Here is a 19,261-nt window from a genome sequence, read left to right as displayed (position 1 = left end):
CGATCAGTTCGTGCCGTCACCTGCAACCGACGGACTTTCCTCGACATCTGGATTGTCCTCCTCGATGAGGCGCTGCTCGAGACTTTCGATCAGCCCGCTGGCGGCATCCTCGATCATGTCGAGCACCAGGTCGAAGCCATGCCCAAGACCGTAGTAGGGATCGGGAACTTCATCGTCGTCGAAGTTCTTTGAATAGCTCATCAGCAGTCCCAAACGGTCATGTTTGTCCAGAGGACAGATGCGTTTCAGAACGGCAAGGTTGTTGTGGTCCATCGCGAGAATCAGGTCAAAGTACTCGAGATCCTGCGCCGTCACCCTACGCGCCCGCATGTCGGACAGCTTGTACTGACGAACCGCTGCGGCACGCTGCGTCCGCTGATCCGGTGCCTCACCCGCGTGATAGCCATGCGTCCCTGCCGAATCAACCTCGATCCTGTCTTCGAGGTTCCTCTGACGCAGAAGGTGGCGGAAAACGCCCTCGGCCGTCGGCGAGCGGCAAATGTTCCCCATGCAAACGAATAGAACCTTGATCACCGTCCATTTTTCCAGATACGTTTGTCCCTTTGCCTTCGTTCGACTGATCCTGCCCCGACAGCCACAAACCTATCGCGCCAATCACTGCCCCTTGCGTCAAACGACGGCCGCCCGCTACCTGACCACCCATCCGTTGGCAACGGCAAGATGCTGCCGAGGCCTTCATCATCCGTCGAAAAGGCCACCATTGCAACCTTGCGCGAGTATTTGGGGGAATTATGCACATGCCCTCGCTATGGCTTTTCGGCACTCGTGACCTTCTCGCTGCGGCCAATCAACGAGGCCTGGAGAGCAGCCGGGATCTGGTTTTCCCGCCGGAGACTGGCCGGCTTTCACTTCTGGCCGCAGGCTTCCCGGGCTTGAGCTTGCGCCGGTTCTGCTCGGGGAGCGGCTTCTCGGCAAAGGGGTTGATCGAGACCTTGAACTGGATCTGCAGCGGCGTTCCCTGCAACTTGAACACCTCCCGAAAGGTATGCTCGAGGTAACGACGATAGGATTCCGGAATCTTGTCGAGCGCATTGCCATGAACCACGATCAGCGGCGGATTCCTGCCACCCTGATGCGCGTAGCGCAGCTTTGGCCGGATCAGGCCACTGCGTGGTGGCGCCTGGCGAGCCACCGCGTCAATCAGCGTACGCGTCAGTTTGGGTGTCGGCAGATCGGCAATGGCTGCCCGGTAAGCGGCATCCACAGAGCGGAAAAGTGCTTCGAGACCCTGCCCCTTGAGTGCCGACACATAATGGAAACGGGCAAAATCGATGAACGACAAGCAGCTTTCGAGGGCTCCCTTGACCTGTTCGCGAACATAGGCATCGAGTCCATCCCATTTGTTCACAGCCACCACCAGCGCGCGCCCGGATTCGCGGATAAAGCCGCCGATGTGCGCATCCTGGTCGGAAATGTCCTGACGTGCGTCGACCACCAGAATCACCACCTGAGCGTTCTCGATCGCCTGTAGCGTCTTGATCACCGAAAACTTCTCGACGGCCTCGAAAACCTTGCCACGACGGCGCAGGCCAGCCGTGTCGATGAGCGTATAACGGCCGCCGCCGCGCTCGAAATCGACTTCGATGGCATCGCGAGTCGTTCCCGGCTGGTCGAAGGCGATGACCCGTTCTTCGCCGAGCAGCGCGTTAATCATGGTGCTCTTGCCGACATTCGGACGGCCGACGATGGCGACCTTGATCACTTCGCTGTCAAAGCTGCTTTCCGGCGGTTCCTCATACGGAGCGAGCGCCTCTTCGATCAGTGCCCTGACTCCCTCGCCGTGCGCCGCCGAGATCGCAAATGGTTCGCCGAGGCCGAGTTCGTGGAAATCGGCGACGACGAGTCCGTGGCTCATCCCTTCAGTTTTGTTGACGGCAACCAGCACCGAACGGTTGGACTTGCGCAGGCGGCTGGCAATTTCCTTGTCGAGGGCAGTGATGCCGCTGCGGCCATCGACGACAAAAATCACGACGTCGGCCTCAAAGATCGCCTGCTCTGTCTGGCGCGCCATCTGGTACATGATGCCTTCCCTGGCGAGCGGTTCGAAGCCGCCGGTATCGATCACCAGATGGGGTTTGTTGCCGAGTCTTCCGTGGCCATAATGACGGTCGCGTGTCAGACCGGGGAGATCGGCCACCAGTGCGTCGCGGGTTCGGGTCAGGCGATTGAAGAGCGTTGATTTGCCGACATTGGGACGCCCGACAAGAACCACACTCGGCTTCATTGCGTTTCGATCACGAACAGGCGCCCATTGACTGTCTGCGCGACCAGGTGGCTACCCAGTCGTTGCAGGGGCGCTCGCACCGCGCTGCCATCGGTCGTCTGGCGCGCCGCGAACGAGCCATCGTCGCGACTCAGAAAATGGACAACGCCCTTGACATCCGCCACGACGATCAGATTGCGCATCGGCAATGGCGCCGTAAGCTGTCGCAGGAAGAGCTTGTCCTGCTTCCAGAGGCTGGCACCACTGGCCTTGTCGAGCGCATGCACGGCACCCTTGTCGTCAGAAACATAAACGTAGCGGCTGTCGATCGCCACGCCGGCAGTGCTCGATATATCGCGCGACCAGATCAGGTTGCCATTTCCCAGGTCGAAACAGGCCACTCGCCCCTGGAAAGCAACCGCGCAAATCATGCGTCCATTGATCACCGGCACGCTGGTGACATCGGCAACACGGTCGAGTTCAGTGGTGCCTTTGGGCAAGACCACCGTTCCCTCCCACAGCGGTGCGCCGTTTTCTGCGCTCACCGCAATCAGTTTGCCTCCGGGAAAACCGGCAAAGACATACCTGTCGATCAGTACCGGGCCAGCCACCACACGCAACGATAGGGGTGTGCTGGGACGTTGATAGACCCATTTGCGCTTGCCGTCGAGCGGATCGTAGGCAGCTAGGCGATGATCGCCACTGCGCACGATCACCAGACCGGAGCTGACCATCGGCGGCGCAACGACCTCGCTGCTGGCGCGTGCCTTCCACAGCAGGCTGCCGTCCGCCGTGGCAAAAGCAAACAGCTCGCCCTTGGCAGTACCGACCACGACCATTCGCTGATCGGCGCCGACGCCCCCCGAGAGGGTCTTCCCGGCGTTGATTTTCCAGACCTGCTGGCCATCGTCGAGGCGAACGACCGTACCGTCCGAAGCCGCCGCGTAGACTGAGGAACCCACCACAGCCGGAACGAAGGTATGGTCGCCGGCCTTGCCGACATCTGCCGACCACAGCACGCGCACGGCATCCGTTGGCTGAATCGCCTGCAGTTCAGCCATCTTGGGCCCGCTAGATCCAGAAAACGGATTCAGGGCATCCAGCGTCGAACAGCCGACCAGAAGTAACGACAGCCCTGCCGCTGTGCGCAAGGGAAGCCTCATCAGCTTGACTCCCCAAGTGCATCCAGCTTCTGCTGCAGCGATTCACGATAGGCGGCATTGGCTTGCCGGTCCTGGAGGGTATTCTTGCCACCCGGGCCGGCCTCATCCAGTTTGGCCAACGCGGTCTGGTAGGCTGTACGCGCCTCGGCGGTCTTGCCCTGAGCGTCGAGGATGTCGCCACGCGTATCCAGGAAACGGACGACAAAGCCGGCACTCGATGGGCCATCGAGTTGCTTGAGCGCCTCATCGTAGGCCTGTTCGTCGAGCAGTACGCTGGCCAGACGCAAACGCGCCAGATCCCGAAGTTCGTTTTTGCCATGTTCGACCACCCAGAGCAACTGCAGCCTGGTGGTTTTCAGATCACCAGCGGAGTAAGTCACCTTGGCGGCGATCAGGGCAGCCAGGGGTGCATACGCCGTTCCCGGATATTTCTCGAGCAGTTCTCCACTCGCCGCCTTGATGCGCTGGGGGTCGTTATCGAGCACGGCTTTCTGCATGACACTGTATACCTGTGAGGCCTGTGCTGCCTGATTGCGCTGATACCAGTTCCAGCCTTGCCAGCCAACAACGCCAATTGAGGCAGCGGTCACGAGGCCGGTCAGCAGCGTCCCGTACTGCTGCCACCACGCCTTCATTTGGGCGATTTGTTCCTGCTCTTCGAGGTCGTAAGTTGCCATGACGAGTCTTCCTAATTCAAAATGGAACCGATGATTGCGTCGGCAAGGTCGTCAACGCGCACCCGCGTCTGTTCGTTCGGCTGCTCGCCAAGCGGGCGCATCGGCTTGAGAGTCACCTCGCCAGCGTTGGCCTCGTCATCGCCGATGATCACGGCAACCGCAGCACCCGATGCGTCGGCTTTCTTCATCTGCGTTTTGAAGCTGCCCCCACCGCAATGGAAAAGGACATCGAGGCCACGGTCGCGCAGGCCCTCGGCAACGCGCGCAGCGAGACGCGAAGCGGCAAGGCCCTGATGCACCACATAGACGTCGACGGCTGCCGCCCTGGCCTCGCCGCCAGATTCGCGAATCAGCGCCAGCAAACGCTCGACACCCATGGCAAAACCGCAGGCGGGTGCCGGCTTGCCACCTAGTTGCTGTACCAGACCGTCGTAACGACCGCCAGCACAGACGGTTCCTTGCGCACCGAGGCGATCAGTGAGCCACTCGTAAACCGTCAGGTTGTAGTAGTCGAGGCCGCGCACCAAACGCGGATTGATCTGAAACGGCAGACCGGCATCACGCAGTATCTGCTGGATGCCCTCGAAATGCGCCAGCGACTCGTCCCCCAGGTAATCGATCAGTCGTGGTGCACCGACGATGAGGTCGTGCAAGACCGGGTTCTTGCTGTCGAGGATGCGTAGCGGATTGCTGTACAGGCGCCGCCTGCCCTCTTCGTCGAGCGCTTCCTTATGCTGTTCAAAATAGCGGATCAACTCGGCACGATGGCAAGAACGTTCGGCAGCCTGGCCCAGGGTGTTGATCTGCAGCGTGATCCCTTCGAGACCGAGGTCATCCCAGAGGCGGGCCCCCATCAGGATCTGTTCGGCATCGATGTCCGGTCCGGGAAATCCCAGCGCTTCGACGCCGACCTGATGAAACTGGCGGTAGCGCCCTTTCTGCGGTCGTTCGTGCCGGAACATCTGACCCAGGTAATAAAGTCGTTGTGGCTGTTGCGCGATCAGGTTGTGCTGAATGACGGCACGCACGCAACCTGCGGTCCCTTCAGGACGCAGCGTCAGTGGCTCGCCATTGAGGCTATCCACAAAGGAGTACATCTCCTTCTCGACGATGTCGGTCACTTCGCCGATGGCGCGCTTGAAGAGTGGTGTCGGCTCGACGATCGGCAGGCGCAGCGGGCGGTAGCCATAACTCTTGAGCCACGAGCGGATGGTTTCCTCGAACTGGTCCCAGAATTCGGCCTCATCCGGCAGAATATCGTTCATCCCGCGTACTGACTGGATCTTCGCGATCATCACGAACCTGCGGACTTTCTCTGATAGCGGCGCGTCACATAAGCGTCGACGATGCGGGTGAATTCCTCGGCGATATGCTCGCCACGCAGCGTGACAGTCTTGACGCCGTCCTCGAACACCGGTGCTGCCGGCACCTCGCCGGTACCAGGCAGGCTGATGCCGATGTTCGCATGCTTGCTCTCACCCGGCCCATTGACCACGCAACCCATGACCGCCAGGGTCATGTTCTCGACACCATCATAGTCGGCCCGCCACTGCGGCATCTGCCGGCGAACATGCGCCTGAATCGACTGTGCGAGTTCCTGAAAGAAGGTACTGGTCGTCCGCCCGCAACCCGGACAGGCGACAACCATCGGTGTGAACGCCCTCAAACCCATGGTCTGCAGCAACTCCTGCGCGACGATCACCTCCTGGGTACGCTGTCCGCCGGGTTCAGGAGTCAGTGAGACACGGATGGTGTCGCCGATACCTTCCTGCAGCAGCACCGCCATCGCTGCCGTCGACGCGACGATGCCTTTGGAGCCCATGCCGGCTTCGGTCAGGCCAAGGTGCAGGGGATAGTCGCAGCGGCGCGACAACTCGCGATAGATGGCGATCAAATCCTGTACGCCGGAAACCTTGCACGAAAGGATGATGCACTCTCCCGGCAGGCCAATGGCTTGGGCGCGAGCAGCGGACTCGAGCGCCGACGCAACCATCGCTTCGCGCATCACTTCAACCGCATCGCGGGGATCGGGGCGAAGCGCATTCTCGTCCATGATGCGCGCCAGCAGATCCTGATCGAGACTTCCCCAGTTCACCCCGATGCGCACCGGTTTTTCGTACCGACAGGCAATTTCGATCATCTGCGCGAACTGTTCATCGCGCTTGCGACCGTGCCCGACATTGCCCGGATTGATGCGATATTTGGCCAGCGCCTCGGCGCAAGCGGGATGATCGGCGAGCAAGCGATGACCGTTATAGTGAAAATCGCCGATCAACGGTACGTCGACACCCATGCGATCGAGGTGGGCGCGGATCGCCGCCACGGCTGCCGCCGCTTCGGACGTATTGACGGTGATGCGCACCAGTTCCGACCCGGCGCGCGCCAGTTCGGCGCATTGAATCGCCGTCCTGACGACATCGACGGTATCGGTATTGGTCATCGACTGGACGACCACCGGCGACCCGCCACCCACCGTGACCTGGCCAACCCTGACCGGACGCGTAGGCCGACGTACTGCACCGGGCAATCGCTGGCTCACGATCGGCGCCCTGGACAATACCGGCTCATTCGATCGTCAGGCGGGCAACATCGCCCTTGATGCGCTGTGAAATATCGATCATCCGGCCCTGGTACTCGATCGTCACCTGTGTCGCGTTGCCCACCACCAGAGAGAACGGCGGCTGCCCTGTCACTTCCCGCTGGCCACCGGCCGGGCCCAACTCGGCAAAGACGATCTGGCCATGACCGTCGCGGACCTCGACCCAGGCGGGTTGCGAAAAACGCAGCCGCAAACCACCACGGCCATTGGTCGTTGTGTCCGAAAGCACCGTCGCATTCGGCGTCGGCACGATCGTCACCGATTCGCCGGTCGCGGCTGGCGGTGGAACCACCGGCTGTTGGACAGGGACCGGGTTGCGAGCGAGCAGCGCCGCCAGCTTTTCCTGCCAGAAATCCGCCGGAGCATAGAAATAGGCCAGCACGGCCAGTCCCAACAGCAACAGTCCCGCCAATACGGCAAGATAATCCCGGCGCTGGGGACGCCGGCCGTTGGTGTTCGGCAGGCTGGCAGTGGTTCCCGCCGACACCTCGAGCTGCGCTGTTTGTTGCAGTTGTGCGGCATCCAGCCCGTGCATCAGGGTATCGGCATCCACATTGAGCAAGCGCGCATAGTTACGAACGAAGCCACGAATCATGGTGTTACCGGGCAATGATGCCCAATCCTCGGCCTCGATCGCTGCCACCTGTCTGGGACCCAGCTTGAGCGACTGCGCCACCTCGGCCAGGCTCATGTTTCTGGCCTCGCGGGCGGTACGCAATTGTTGGCCGACGCTTCCGCTCACGGGCGCCAGCGTTTCGCCACTCGTCAGCTGCTCGAGGGACGGATCTGCCGCTGGCAGACCGGGCGCAGCCGGAGCTGAAAAACGGGATGATTCACTCATTCTGCACTCATTCGAAGTTGCCTCTCAGCAATTGCTGCGCCTCGGGCGAGAGCGGGAATCTGCGCCGCAACTGGCTGCCGTATTTGGCCTCAGCGACACGCTCACCGAGTCGGCGCTCAATCCGCACGCCCAGCCACAGAGCCTCGGCGCTTGGCTCGGTCCTGCGCAACAGACCCGAGAGCTGCTGCTTGGCCAGATCCAGATGACCGCGTTCATAATTGATGCTGGCCAGTTGCAGCAGGGCCTGCGGGTTATTCGGCGCGATCAGCAGGCTCTGCTGAACATAATTCTCGGCAGTCACCAGCTCGCCGAGCTTCGCGTAACAGGCGCCCGCGTTCAGATAGGCCTTCTCGGGCGTCTCATAGAGCGGGTTCTTGATCGCTTGCTGAAAGAACGTGATCGCTTCCTTCTCCCGCCCCACCTGGCAGAGGAACCAGCCATAATTATTGTTGATCTCGGGGTCGTTGGCGTCCAGATTCAAGGCTCGCCGAAAGTCCTGGTCGGCAGCCTGCATCTCACGCACCCGGAAGCCCGCCAGTCCGCGCGTCGCATAGGCCTTGGCGTAGTCGGGGTCGATGTCGATGGCGATTGTCAGCTCTTCAAGAGCCACCGCCAGATTGCCATCCTGGAGATACAGCGAACCCAGTTCGGTATGCAGTTTGGCGCGCGTGCGGGCGTCGCGAGGTTTGGTCGGGGTACGCGAATCGGCCGCCTCATCGACTTCCTTCTGCTTCGTCGTCGGCAAGACGCCTGTCGACGAGCAGGCAGCGACGCACAGACAGGCAAGGAGCGCCCAGCACGCCGTCCTCCTCAAGTGCAGACCTCCTGACGATCGAGGTGGAGAGCAAAGCTTCGCCGACCCGTCCGCTGCGTTCTGTCGAGAACCTGTCCGGCCAGTTGACCACAGGCCGCAGCGATGTCATCGCCACGTGTCTTGCGCGTGGTGGTCACCACTCCGGCGTCGCTCAGCAGCTCGGCAAAACGCCGGATGCGCGTCGCTGGCGAACGCCGATAGGGCGAGCCCGGAAAGGGATTGAAGGGAATCAGGTTGAATTTGCACGGCACGTCGCGCGTCAGGGTCAGCAACTCGCGCGCCTGCGTATCGCTGTCATTGATCCCGTCGAGCATCACATACTCGAAGGTCACGAAGTCACGTGGCGCTTTCTCGAGATAGCGCAGGCAGGCGGCCAGCAACTCACGCAGGGGGTATTTCCGGTTGATCGGCACCAGTTCATCGCGCAAGCGATCATTGGGTGCGTGCAGAGAGACCGCCAGCGCGACCGCACACTCATCGCGCAAGCGATCCATCGCCGGCACCAGACCCGAGGTGGATACCGTGACCCGGCGGCGCGACAGGCCATAGGCATGGTCGTCAAGCATCAGGCGCAGTGCTGTCACCGTATTGTCGAGGTTGGCCAGTGGCTCGCCCATGCCCATCAGTACGACATTGCTGATCACCCGTTCGGATGGCCACCCCTGCTCCTGACCTGCACCCAGCGCACGCCTGACCTGCCATAACTGACCGACGATCTCGGCCACTGTCAGATTGCGGTTGAATCCCTGTTTGCCGGTCGAGCAGAACGAACAATCGAGCGCACAACCGGCCTGCGTTGAAATGCACAGCGTTCCCCGCTCAAGCTCGGGGATGAAGACGGATTCGATGACGTTACCGCCACTGACATCGAACAGGAATTTGCGCGTACCGTCGTCCGAGATTCGATCAGCGAGCAGCCCTGGCGGCACGACCACCGCCAGGGTCTTGAGTTTCTCGCGCAGACTCTTGGCAATGTCGGTCATGGCGTCGAAATCACGCTGCCCGAAACGATGCAGCCAGCGCAGCACCTGTCTGGCGCGAAACGGTTTTTCACCGTTATCGGCCAGAAAGGCCGTCAGTCTGGCGGCATCGAGGTCGAGCAGATTGACCGTCATCTGGGTAAATGGTTTCGATCTAGCGGCCGGAATAAACGTTCATCGCCGGGAAGAAGAAGGCGATTTCCACCTTCGCGGTTTCCTCTCCGTCCGAACCATGCACTGCATTGGCGTCGATCGACTCGGCGAAATCAGCGCGGATCGTTCCTGGATCGGCCTTTTTCGGATCGGTTGCGCCCATCAGTTCGCGGTTCTTGGCGATGGCGTTTTCGCCCTCAAGAACCTGAATCATCACCGGGCCGGAAATCATGAAGGAAACCAGATCATTGAAGAAAGGGCGCTCCTTATGAACGGCGTAGAAGGCGCCGGCTTCCTGCGGCGACAACCAGGCCAGTTTGGCAGCAATGACCCGCAGGCCATTCGTCTCAAAACGGGAGTAAATCTTGCCGATCACATTCTTGGCAACGGCGTCGGGTTTGATGATGGAAAGGGTACGTTCGATGGCCATGCGTCATTCTCCAAAGGCGGGTAAATCAACAAAAACAACGGCAAATCATGTTCCTAGACACATAACCTTAAATTATACCAAGAGTCGGACAGGAATGCCGTGCTCTGCGCAAAATCGCAAAATTCGCCAAGAAAGGATGCACAGAAGTTGCGTTGACAGCCTATGCCGGTGCTCCCTGCATAGGCTGTCCACAGGCGTACAGGAGTCCGATCACCGGATCGTGGCAAACCGGGAGGTCGGCAGGTTGCGCGTCGTTGATCGTCAGAGAATCGATTTTGATCTTTCTTTCGGCAAGGCACTCCTGACCGGCAATTTTTTGCTACTTTGTCGTGGCTTGGCCCATTCAACTTGACGAAGGAGAGAATCACGATGTTCAAGGGAATCCTGATCACCAAGGAAAACGCCACTTACCAGGCCGAAGTCCGGCAGATCGACGATGCCGTATTGCCGGCAGGCGATGTCACCGTGCGTGTTGAGTGGAGTACGCTCAATTACAAGGATGGTCTGGCCATCACTGGCAAGGCGCCGGTCGTTCGCCGCTTCCCGATGGTGCCGGGAATCGACTTTGCCGGCACGGTTACGACAAGCAGCAACCCGGCCTGGCCGGTGGGCGAACGTGTGCTCCTCAACGGCTGGGGGGTCGGTGAGACGCATTGTGGCGGACTGGCCGAGCTGGCACGCGTCCAGGGCGACTGGCTGGTGGCGCTGCCGGGTAGTTTCACGGCGCGCCAGGCCATGGCCATCGGCACCGCCGGTTACACGGCCATGCTCTGCGTGCTGGCTCTGGAAAAACACGGCATTCGGCCAGAGGACGGCGAAATTCTCGTCACCGGGGCCAACGGCGGCGTCGGTAGCGTGGCCATCGCACTGCTCGCCAAGCTCGGCTACCAGGTGACGGCATCGACTGGCCGAAGCGCCGAAGCCGCACATTTGAAAGGGCTCGGTGCGGCAGCGGTCATCGATCGCCAGGAGCTGGCCACACCGGGCAAACCAATTGGCAAGGAACGCTGGGCTGGCGTCATCGACACGGTCGGCAGCCATACTCTCGCCAATGCCTGTGCGACCACCCGCTATCGTGGCGCAGTGGCCGCCTGTGGCCTGGCCGGCGGGATGGACTTTCCGGCAACGGTGGCGCCTTTCATCCTGCGCGGCGTCACCCTCTACGGCATCGACAGCGTCATGGCGCCGCTGGCGGTACGCAAGGAGGCCTGGGCACGCCTTGGCAAGGATCTCGAAATCGCCCGGCTCGACGCGATCACACGAGAAATCGGTCTCTCTGAGGCCATCGCCGTCGCCCGTGAATTGCTCGACGGCAAGGTACGTGGACGGGTTGTCGTCGACGTCAGCCGATAAGCGGCATGAACCGGAGACTGAAGGGTCTGGCTCCGTGTCGCTCTTCCGGGAATCCCCGAACGTGCCGTCACGTCAGGCGACGCAGATCAGCGCATGCACCCCTGGCGCCTAGCGTGCGGGAACCAACTGCCAGCCTTCGGGACAGTGGCGAACGTTCGGGTAATACTGCCCAACTGATCCGCAGTAGTTCCAGAAAGCACTTGGCGGCTCGACATAGACCGGCTGCGCTGGGGTGACATAGACCGGCTCCGCTGGCGCCACATACGCCGAACGCGGGGCGTAGTAGTTAGAGGCCGCCACCCCGGCGGCGATGCCGGCAATGGCCAGCACGGCGGCCGGTGCAACCCAACCGTATCGACGCGAATGGCCATGATGATCATGCTGTGGCGGCGAATAGTGGCTGCGGTGATCACCGCGATAGCCACCGCGGTAATCGCCCCGATAGCCACCGCGGTAGTCGCCGGGGTCGGCCAAAGCAGGATTTGAACAACCCAGCACGAGGCCGAGTGCGATGCAGAGGGAGGTCGTTGTCGTCTTCATGGAACGAGTAACGCCTGGAAGCGCCAGGCGATGACGAGGCCTTGGGACGATTTGTAAGGAATTGTGACAAGAATCGATTCGGAGTAACGGCAGAATGCTTCCAGTGTCTCCCGATATCGTCGTTACTTCCTCTCCATCTGGCGCAGTTCGGTGCAGCGATCCTTGCTGCCGCAAACGAAATCAGGCCGACTTCTCGTTCTCAAGCGCCTTGGCGGTGATCTCTTCGTACAGACTGGCCATTCTTGCCGCCAGATCCTGATATTCAGGGTGCCGGTCGAGGAAAGGTTTGGCTTCTTCGGAATCGGCAAACACACGCTCCAGAAAGGCGATGTCCATATCATCAAGGCGCTCACCCGCGTCCACCTTGGCTTTCAGATCGAGTGCTCTGGGCAAGCGCTCTTTTTCCAGACGCTCCAGCACCACTGTCACCACACCGATGTCATCCTGTTCCTGAGTCATTGCCCGCTCCTTGTTGGTTTGTTTTCACCTCAACTCACCGTGCGACTCGCCGGCGACCTCTCGCGCAGGCACGACGCTGCGACTTATGCAAGGATAATGCCAGTTTCAGTGGGGAAAAGGCAATAGCAACAGGCAACAGCCGCACACAATAGTCATCCGCACTCGACCGGGAAACAGAGAGTCCTGCTTCAGCCACAGCCATTGCTGGCAGGCAGATCACATCCCGTTACACAACAGGGACAGAGGAACTACAGATTACCGGGCCCGCATTCGCTATTCTTCGTTTCGTCACTGTCATGCCTCTCCCCTCCCCCCCCCCCCCCGCGTGACAGTGATCGTTGTACCCGGCCCGCCCAGCCCTCCCTCTGAGCGGGCCGTTTTCGTTCTGGCCAGCCAAGCTATAATCACTTCCCGCCAGGCCGCAGGCGGCAATCTGCGTATCTCTTGGAGTGATCGATGAATCAATGGATGAGAATTCTGGCCTGCCTGCTGTCGTGGCTGACGCTGAGCATGCTGCCGCCAACCGTTGAAGCCAGACCATCTGCTTCGATACCCCTGCCGTCCGGCGTCGAAAAGCTGACCACGGTCGAAGGTATCAGCGAATATCGCCTGGTCAATGGCCTGCGCTGCATCCTCTTTCCAGATGCGACCAAACCCACGACCACCGTCAACGTCACCTATCTGGTCGGCTCGCACCAGGAGAACTATGGCGAGACCGGCATGGCGCATCTGCTCGAACATCTGATCTTCAAGGGATCGAAGAATTTCGTCGATCCGGCCCGGCAATTCAAGGCGCGTGGCTTCGAGATCAATGGCAGCACCTGGCTCGATCGGACGAATTACTATCTCACCTTCCCGGCCAGCGAAGACAACCTCAAGTGGGCCCTCGCCTGGAGTGCCGACGCGATGGTCAACTCGTTCATCGCCAGGAAAGACCTCGACAGCGAAATGAGCGTCGTGCGCAATGAATTCGAGATGGGCGAAAACAATCCGTCCAGCGTGATGTTGAAGCGCATGCAGTCGATGCTCTTTGACTGGCACAATTACGGGAACAGCACGATCGGCGCACGCAGTGACATCGAAAACGTCAAAATAGAAAACCTGCAGGCCTTCTACCGCAAATATTACCAGCCCGACAACGCCGTTCTGACGGTAGCCGGCAAGTTCGACGAGCGTCAGGCCCTCGGTATGATTGCCGCCAGCTTTGGCAAGCTGCCGAAACCGACACGCGTACTGCCAAAACCATGGACGGTCGAACCGACCGCCGATGGCGAGCGCCAATTCACGATTCGCCGCAAGGGCGAGGTCCAGCTCGTGGCCCTCGCCTATCGCACACCTTCCAGCCTGCATCCCGACTCCGACGCCATCGGCATGGCCACCGAAGTGCTCGGCGACACGCCCAATGGTCGCCTCTACCGGGCGCTGGTGCAGACCGGACTGGCAACAGAAGTGTTTGCCTACGGCATCGATGCTCGCGAACCTGGCTTTGTCGTCTTCGGCGCACTGGTCAACAAGCGCGAAGCGATCGATCGTGTCCGCGACAAAATGATCGAAGTGGTCGAGGGCGACTTCGCCAAGGAAGCCGTGACCACTGCCGAACTCGATCGTGCGGTCGAACAGTCACGCACCGCCTACGAACGGGCTCTGGCCAATCCCGAGACCTTCGCGGTGATGCTCTCGGAGTACATTGCGCTCGGCGATTGGCGGCTCTTCTTTTATGGCCGCGATCAACTCGACCGGATCAGGACGACGCAGCTCGATGCAGCTGCCGCCAGGTATTTCGTTCGCGACAACCGCGTCCTCGGAACCTTCATCCCGGACGATTCGCCGCAGCGCGCCGTGGTTCCCCAGGCACCGAGCGCCGCCGAGCTGTTGGCCAATTTCAAGCCGCAGAAAAACGGCGACGCCGGAGAAGCTTTCGATCCTTCATACGAGAACCTCGATCGACGCACCCGGCGGCAGACCTTCGGCGACCTGAAGCTTGCGCTGTTGTCGAAAAAAAACCGGGGGCAAACCGTGAACGTGGCGATGAGTTTCCGCTGGGGTGACGAAAACTCGCTGCAGAACCGCAACATCGCCGGCACGCTGGCGATTGCCATGCTCACCCGCGGCACCAGCCGCCTGAGCCGCCAGCAGATTGCCGACCAGCTCACCCGTCTGAAAGTCCAGGGCCGCCTGACGAACTTTGAGACGACCCGCGACAAGCTGCCTGAAGCGCTGGAACTGGTCGCGCAACTACTCCAGGACCCCAGTTTCCCGCCAGACGAGTTCGAGGAACTCCGCCGGGAAACACTGACCACACTGCAATCCCAGATCGACAACCCGGAAACGCTATCGAGCGATGCCCTGAACGCGCATTTCAATACCTATCCGCCAGGTGATCCCCGTTACCATAGCCCACTGCAGGAACGCATCGAACAGTTGCGCCAGGTAAGCCTGGATGAGGTCATCCGCTATCAGCGCGATCTCATCGGGACCGCCCGCGGCGAGATCGCCATCGTTGGCGATTTCGATGAACCCGTGGTCAATGACAAACTGCTGCGGCTGTTCCCGGTGCACCTCTCGAAATCGCCTTATCAGCGTCTCGATCGGGAATACCGCCATGTGCCGCCGCAACGGATCGTGATCGATACGCCCGACAAGGAAAACGCTTTCCTGCGCGCCCGCCTCGACATTCGGCTGCGCGACGATGATCCCGATGCTGCGGCCCTTTATGTGGCGAATGATATTTTCGGCGGCCACTCCGGCCTGTCGAGCCGCCTCGCCGATCGCCTGCGCCAGAAGGAAGGCCTCAGCTACAGCGTCGGATCGAGCCTGTCGATGGGCAGCCGCCAGCCACTGTCGACCTGGGCCGTTGCGGTGATGGTGGCTCCACAGAACGCGGCCCGCGCCGAACAGGCCTTTCTCGAAGAACTACAGCGAGCACGCCGCGACGGTTTCACCACCGCAGAAGTCGCCGCGGCCAGGAAGGGCATCATCCAGGCGCGGGCGGTTGCCCGTTCGCAGGACAATGCGATCGCTTCTCGCTGGCAATCCTTTCTCGATCTCAGCCGCAACTGGCAATTCTCGAAAGACTTCGAAGCCAGGCTGATGGCCGTCACCCCGGCAGAAGTCAACGCCGCCTTCCGCAAATACATCGACCCCGAGCAACTGACGCTGGTCATCGCCGGCGATACCCGCAAAGGGCTTTTGCCCACTGACGGAACCGCCGCAGTGACGAGGTGAACAAGGAAAGGGGGAGCGCAGCACAGGCGACGTCACCCCTTCACCCATCCTGTCGACAGCAGCCTCCTACTTCTTGAGGCTGTCGCGAATCTCGCGCAGCAACAGCACTTCTTCGGCCGGCTCAGGCGGTGGCGCAGGTGCCGCAGGCGGCTCGCTCCGCTTCAGACGATTCATCTGCTTGATCATCACGAAGATGATGAAGGCCAGGATGATGAAATTCACCAGGATGGTGAGAAAGCTGCCGTAAGCGAACACCGGAACCTGTGCCTTCTTGAGTGCATCCAGGGTTCTCGCGGTACCCTCCGGGATGGTGCCGAGCACCAGGAACATGCCCGAGAAGTCGAGCTTGCCGCCCATGATCCAGGCAACGAAAGGCATGATCAGATCAGCCACCACCGAATCGACGATCTTGCCAAAAGCCCCGCCAATGATCACGCCGACGGCGAGATCCATGACGTTGCCCTTCATGGCAAACTCTTTGAACTCCTGCACCATGCTCATGGCGTCTCCTTCAAGTTGGTTCTGGAGGGTTCTGGAAATTCCGGGCCCGCTTCCTAGACTCGGCGCGCGATTATAGGGGGAATGGCCAGCGCGTGTGAACAGTCCTTACAGCGCGCGCAGCCTTTCTCCGGCGGCGGCCAGGGTGGCTTCCTGCTTGGCGAAGCAGAAACGCACGACACGCTCGTCGCGACCGTCGTGATGAAAAGCCGACACCGGGATCGCTGCCACTCCCGCCTCGCAGGTCAGCCAGCGGGCAAACTCGCGATCCGGCAGGTCGCTGATCGCGCCATAACGCGCCAGTTGAAAATAGCTGCCGCGGCAAGGCAGCAGTTCGAAGCGCGAGCCCTGCAACTGGCCGCGAAAAAACTCGCGTTTGCCTGCGTAGAACGCCGCCAGGCCGAGATGGCGCGAAGCGTCGCGCATGTATTCGGCGATTCCGAGCTGGCAGGGCGTATTGACCGTGAACACGTTGAACTGATGCACCTTGCGGAATTCGGCCATCAGCGCAGCCGCCCCAAGAACGTAACCGACCTTCCAGCCGGTGATGTGATAGGTCTTGCCGAACGACGAAACGACGATCCCGCGCGCCGCCAGTTCCGGATGCGCAGCAACGCTTTGATGCTGCACGCCATCGAAAACGATGTGTTCGTAGACCTCGTCGGAAAGCACCACGATGTCGGTATCGCGGGTCAGCGCCGCCAACTGATCGAGGTCGTCGGCGGCCAGCAGGCTGCCGGTCGGATTGTGCGGCGAATTGATGAGGATCATGCGCGTCCGCGCACCGATCAGCGAACGAACCTGCTGCCAGTCCGGCCGGTAATCCGGGAAACCGAGCGCAGCATACACCGCCTTGCCGCCAACCGTTTCGATTGCCGGCACATAGCTGTCATAGACCGGTTCGAAGACGATGACCTCGTCACCCGCACGCACAAAGGCCGCGATCGCGGTGAAGATCGCCTGCGTCGCGCCGGCGGTGACGGTGATTTCGCTATCGGCATCGTAGCTCGCCCCATACAGCGCAGCCACCTTGTCGGCGATCGCCGAGCGCAACTCGGGAACGCCGGCCATCGGCGGATATTGATTGCGTCCTTCGCGCATCGCGCGCGCGGTCGCGTCGAACAACGAGGAGTCGGCCTGGAAATCGGGAAAGCCCTGCGAGAGATTGATCGCGCCACAGTCGGCGGCGAGTTTCGACATCACGGTAAAGATGGTGGTCCCGACCTGGGGCAGCTTCGAGTCGATGACCACGGATGACTGGCGCATGGTGATCCGCGTCGGGCGCGGTGAAGAGTGAGGAAGCGGGTAGTGTAATGTGAAAGTCGCCAATCAAGTACAGGCCGCCGCCGTCTGCTGCGCACCTGCACTCGCCCGTCCTTCGCGCGGGAGGGTTTGTGTGAAATCGATGCCGACCATCTGGTCTACGAAAGCATCAAGCCGGGTCCCGGCGGCAGCGTCAGCTTGATGCTGACGCCACTCGCAAGGTTCGAGCGTCTGGCAGCGCTGATTCCGCCGCCACTCCGGCATCGGCATCGGTACGACGGGGTGCTGGCACCCAACGCGCCGCTACGCGCACTGGTCACCGCGCCGACCGGATGCTCGCTTACCCCTGGTCAAATCCCTGCAGATGGAACCGGACATCGACAAAAAGTACGGCGACTATCTCGCCCAGTACCTCGCCGCCGGCTTCTCCACCAAACAGGTGGGCAACACCTACAATGTCATCGCCAACGGGCTGGAACAGGTGATGACACTCGCCATCCTCATCGTGGGCGCCCTGCTGGTCATGCAGAACGAAGGCTTCACCATCGGCATGCTGGTCGCCTTCCAGATGTTCGCCGGCCGAATGAGCCAGCCGCTCTTCAGGATCGTGGGCCTGTGGCAGGAATTCCAGCAGGCCAATGTCGCGGTGAAGCGCCTCGGCGACATCCTCGACATGCCGGAGGAACCGTACACGCTCACCCCGCACCGCGAACAGGCTGGAGTCAACAAGAGCTCGTGCCTCCTCACCATCGACCATCTCACCTTCCGCTACTCCGGGCATCACCCCTGGCTCTACCAGCAACTCGAACTCGCCTTCAAGCCCGGCCACCTGACCGTGGTCACGGGCCCCTCGGGTTGCGGCAAGAGCACGCTCGCCAAACTCATGCTCGGCTTCTACCAACCCACCGAAGGCCATATCGCGCTGGACGGCAAGGACATCCGGCATCTGGCCGCCAACGAACTCCGGGCCACCTTCGGCGTCGTGCCGCAGGAGACGGTGCTCTTCTCCGGCACGCTCTACGACAACCTGGTCATGGCTCACCCGCATGCCCGCTTCGAGGACGTCATCCTCGCCTGCAAGGCCGCCGAGATCCACGACGTGATCGAGCAACTGCCGAACGGCTATCAGACGCAGATCGGGGAACGAGGGACCGGGCTGTCGGGCGGGCAGCAGCAACGCATCGCCATTGCGAGAGCGCTGCTCAAGCGGCCGAAGATCCTGATCTTCGACGAAGCCGTGTCCAACCTCGACCAGCAGACGGCGGAGCACTTCGCGAAGACGATCAACCGGCTGAAAGGGATGGTGACGATGATCTTCATCACGCATCAAATTCCGAGAGGGTTGGCGGTGGATGAGGTGTTCAGCTTCAGCGCCGAACGGCAACAGGCGACGCGGATGGGGGTTGTGGAGGAGGAGAGGAAGTGAGGCGAAGAGACCCAGAGGCAGACGCGGCGTCGCAGGCTGACACGGCCTGCGACGAAGTCGGCCTTGCGCGGCTGGCCGAGGGCCTGATCGGGCGGACGTTCAGCGTCACCCGTCATGCGCTGCTCGAAGTTCGTGCCGCAAGAGAAGGAAGGCCTCATGAAGACACTGATGGCCACCCTCTACGCGGCGCGCGGATCGATCCGCCGCCGGAAGGGCTCCCGGCCTGCGACGCGAACGCGATCGAGCGACCACGACCCCTGTGCGAAGTCCATCAGAGGGAGGAGCACTCGGTGCCGTGTCGTAGTGACGTGCGCGAATTCCTCTACGATTGGCACGTGATCCGGCGTCCAGTCGCCGAGCCCCACCTGCCGCTTTCCAACAACGCCGCGGAACAGGCGTTGCGACACGGGGTGATTTCGCGCACCATCAGCCACGGCACACGTTCTGAAGAGAGGTGTCCCGTGCCTTCGCTTTCCTCGCCAGCCTCATCGAAACCGGTGAATGTCAAGGTAGTTGTCGCCTGAGTTCATGTTGCCAAACGCATACTTTCTGCGCTAGCGGTGGCCGCGGAGACGATTTCGTCACGCTCCGGGTTGAGTGTCACGGCGCCGATCGG

16 protein-coding genes and 3 pseudogenes are annotated in these 19,261 nt (G+C 61.1%); 5 read left to right on the top strand and 14 right to left on the bottom strand.

All coding sequences use genetic code 11. The features are described 5' to 3' along the window. Window positions 1-3: 3 nt before the first annotated feature. The 10 genes from V5B39_RS08160 to ndk all read right to left on the bottom strand — a co-directional run bounded on the left by V5B39_RS08160 (window position 4) and on the right by ndk (window position 9,881). Complete coding sequence (locus V5B39_RS08160) at window positions 4-534, bottom strand: low molecular weight protein-tyrosine-phosphatase (RefSeq protein WP_332342401.1); 531 nt, start codon at window positions 532-534, stop codon at window positions 4-6. Between the two features lie 274 nt (window positions 535-808). After that, window positions 809-2,245: a ribosome biogenesis GTPase Der gene (gene der / locus V5B39_RS08155; RefSeq protein ID WP_332342400.1), complete on the bottom strand. Its 1,437-nt coding sequence runs from the start codon at window positions 2,243-2,245 to the stop codon at window positions 809-811. After that, window positions 2,242-3,387 (bottom strand): outer membrane protein assembly factor BamB, encoded by a 1,146-nt coding sequence (gene bamB, locus V5B39_RS08150; RefSeq protein WP_332342399.1) that lies wholly within the window; start codon window positions 3,385-3,387, stop codon window positions 2,242-2,244. Before bamB ends, der begins: the two co-directional genes overlap by 4 nt. After that, window positions 3,387-4,064 (bottom strand): YfgM family protein, encoded by a 678-nt coding sequence (locus V5B39_RS08145; protein ID WP_332342398.1) that lies wholly within the window; start codon window positions 4,062-4,064, stop codon window positions 3,387-3,389. Before V5B39_RS08145 ends, bamB begins: the two co-directional genes overlap by 1 nt. An 11-nt stretch (window positions 4,065-4,075) precedes the next feature. Next, window positions 4,076-5,359 (bottom strand): histidine--tRNA ligase, encoded by a 1,284-nt coding sequence (gene hisS / locus V5B39_RS08140; RefSeq protein WP_332342397.1) that lies wholly within the window; start codon window positions 5,357-5,359, stop codon window positions 4,076-4,078. After that, window positions 5,359-6,603, bottom strand: coding sequence for a flavodoxin-dependent (E)-4-hydroxy-3-methylbut-2-enyl-diphosphate synthase (ispG, locus tag V5B39_RS08135; protein WP_332342396.1), 1,245 nt, complete (start codon window positions 6,601-6,603; stop codon window positions 5,359-5,361). The genes hisS and ispG overlap by 1 nt, the downstream gene beginning before the upstream one ends. Before the next feature lie 25 nt (window positions 6,604-6,628). Continuing rightward, on the bottom strand, window positions 6,629-7,504 hold the full coding sequence (locus V5B39_RS08130) for a helix-turn-helix domain-containing protein (protein WP_332342395.1): 876 nt from the start codon (window positions 7,502-7,504) through the stop codon (window positions 6,629-6,631). 7 nt (window positions 7,505-7,511) lie between these two features. Next, entirely contained in the window at window positions 7,512-8,318 is an 807-nt protein-coding gene (gene pilW / locus V5B39_RS08125; protein ID WP_332342394.1) for a type IV pilus biogenesis/stability protein PilW, read from the bottom strand. Further along, window positions 8,315-9,433, bottom strand: coding sequence for a 23S rRNA (adenine(2503)-C(2))-methyltransferase RlmN (gene rlmN, locus V5B39_RS08120; protein WP_332342393.1), 1,119 nt, complete (start codon window positions 9,431-9,433; stop codon window positions 8,315-8,317). The genes pilW and rlmN overlap by 4 nt, the downstream gene beginning before the upstream one ends. A gap of 19 nt (window positions 9,434-9,452) precedes the next feature. Beyond that, entirely contained in the window at window positions 9,453-9,881 is a 429-nt protein-coding gene (gene ndk / locus V5B39_RS08115; protein ID WP_332342392.1) for a nucleoside-diphosphate kinase, read from the bottom strand. A 369-nt stretch (window positions 9,882-10,250) separates the two neighbouring features. Here ndk and acuI point away from each other — a divergent pair, with 369 nt between their 5' ends. Continuing rightward, window positions 10,251-11,234 (top strand): acrylyl-CoA reductase (NADPH), encoded by a 984-nt coding sequence (gene acuI / locus V5B39_RS08110; protein WP_332342391.1) that lies wholly within the window; start codon window positions 10,251-10,253, stop codon window positions 11,232-11,234. Between the two features lie 108 nt (window positions 11,235-11,342). Here the strand turns inward: acuI and V5B39_RS08105 are convergent, their stop codons facing one another. Continuing rightward, window positions 11,343-11,774 carry a hypothetical protein gene (locus V5B39_RS08105; protein WP_332342390.1) on the bottom strand — a complete coding sequence of 144 codons (432 nt, stop codon included), beginning with the start codon at window positions 11,772-11,774 and terminating at the stop codon, window positions 11,343-11,345. A 180-nt stretch (window positions 11,775-11,954) separates the two neighbouring features. Continuing rightward, on the bottom strand, window positions 11,955-12,233 hold the full coding sequence (locus V5B39_RS08100; RefSeq protein WP_034950138.1) for a hypothetical protein: 279 nt from the start codon (window positions 12,231-12,233) through the stop codon (window positions 11,955-11,957). A 456-nt stretch (window positions 12,234-12,689) separates the two neighbouring features. On the opposite strand from V5B39_RS08100, the gene V5B39_RS08095 reads away from it, so the two are divergent. After that, complete coding sequence (locus tag V5B39_RS08095; protein WP_332342389.1) at window positions 12,690-15,458, top strand: M16 family metallopeptidase; 2,769 nt, start codon at window positions 12,690-12,692, stop codon at window positions 15,456-15,458. Between the two features lie 66 nt (window positions 15,459-15,524). Here the strand turns inward: V5B39_RS08095 and mscL are convergent, their stop codons facing one another. Then, window positions 15,525-15,959 (bottom strand): large conductance mechanosensitive channel protein MscL, encoded by a 435-nt coding sequence (mscL, locus tag V5B39_RS08090; protein ID WP_332342388.1) that lies wholly within the window; start codon window positions 15,957-15,959, stop codon window positions 15,525-15,527. 105 nt (window positions 15,960-16,064) lie between these two features. After that, window positions 16,065-17,222, bottom strand: coding sequence for a pyridoxal phosphate-dependent aminotransferase (locus tag V5B39_RS08085; protein WP_332342387.1), 1,158 nt, complete (start codon window positions 17,220-17,222; stop codon window positions 16,065-16,067). A gap of 84 nt (window positions 17,223-17,306) precedes the next feature. Here V5B39_RS08085 and V5B39_RS22160 point away from each other — a divergent pair. The 3 pseudogenes from V5B39_RS22160 to V5B39_RS22155 form a co-directional block, all read left to right on the top strand. Further along, window positions 17,307-17,543 (top strand): annotated as a pseudogene (locus V5B39_RS22160) (transposase); the annotation flags it as partial. Between the two features lie 25 nt (window positions 17,544-17,568). Continuing rightward, window positions 17,569-18,645: pseudogene (locus tag V5B39_RS08080) on the top strand (peptidase domain-containing ABC transporter); the annotation flags it as partial. Window positions 18,646-18,777: 132 nt separating this feature from the next. Further along, window positions 18,778-19,141 (top strand): annotated as a pseudogene (locus tag V5B39_RS22155) (IS66 family transposase); the annotation flags it as partial. Window positions 19,142-19,261 lie beyond the last annotated feature (120 nt).

This window comes from Accumulibacter sp., from assembly GCF_036625275.1.
Classification (GTDB): Bacteria; Pseudomonadota; Gammaproteobacteria; order Burkholderiales; family Rhodocyclaceae; genus Accumulibacter.
Note: the sequence above shows the minus strand (reverse complement) of the source record. Positions and strands in the feature narration are given on the sequence as shown.

What these genes read in the sequence shown, in the direction of transcription:
- der (WP_332342400.1), bottom strand. Translation starts at nt 2,245, where the DNA reads ATGAAGCCGAGTGTGGTTCTTGTCGGGCGTCCCAATGTCGGCAAATCA.
- bamB (WP_332342399.1), bottom strand. Translation starts at nt 3,387, where the DNA reads ATGAGGCTTCCCTTGCGCACAGCGGCAGGGCTGTCGTTACTTCTGGTC.
- V5B39_RS08145 (WP_332342398.1), bottom strand. Translation starts at nt 4,064, where the DNA reads ATGGCAACTTACGACCTCGAAGAGCAGGAACAAATCGCCCAAATGAAG.
- hisS (WP_332342397.1), bottom strand. Translation starts at nt 5,359, where the DNA reads ATGATCGCGAAGATCCAGTCAGTACGCGGGATGAACGATATTCTGCCG.
- V5B39_RS08130 (WP_332342395.1), bottom strand. Translation starts at nt 7,504, where the DNA reads ATGAGTGAATCATCCCGTTTTTCAGCTCCGGCTGCGCCCGGTCTGCCA.
- rlmN (WP_332342393.1), bottom strand. Translation starts at nt 9,433, where the DNA reads ATGACGGTCAATCTGCTCGACCTCGATGCCGCCAGACTGACGGCCTTT.
- ndk (WP_332342392.1), bottom strand. Translation starts at nt 9,881, where the DNA reads ATGGCCATCGAACGTACCCTTTCCATCATCAAACCCGACGCCGTTGCC.
- acuI (WP_332342391.1), top strand. Translation starts at nt 10,251, where the DNA reads ATGTTCAAGGGAATCCTGATCACCAAGGAAAACGCCACTTACCAGGCC.
- V5B39_RS08105 (WP_332342390.1), bottom strand. Translation starts at nt 11,774, where the DNA reads ATGAAGACGACAACGACCTCCCTCTGCATCGCACTCGGCCTCGTGCTG.
- V5B39_RS08100 (WP_034950138.1), bottom strand. Translation starts at nt 12,233, where the DNA reads ATGACTCAGGAACAGGATGACATCGGTGTGGTGACAGTGGTGCTGGAG.
- V5B39_RS08095 (WP_332342389.1), top strand. Translation starts at nt 12,690, where the DNA reads ATGAATCAATGGATGAGAATTCTGGCCTGCCTGCTGTCGTGGCTGACG.
- mscL (WP_332342388.1), bottom strand. Translation starts at nt 15,959, where the DNA reads ATGAGCATGGTGCAGGAGTTCAAAGAGTTTGCCATGAAGGGCAACGTC.
- V5B39_RS08085 (WP_332342387.1), bottom strand. Translation starts at nt 17,222, where the DNA reads ATGCGCCAGTCATCCGTGGTCATCGACTCGAAGCTGCCCCAGGTCGGG.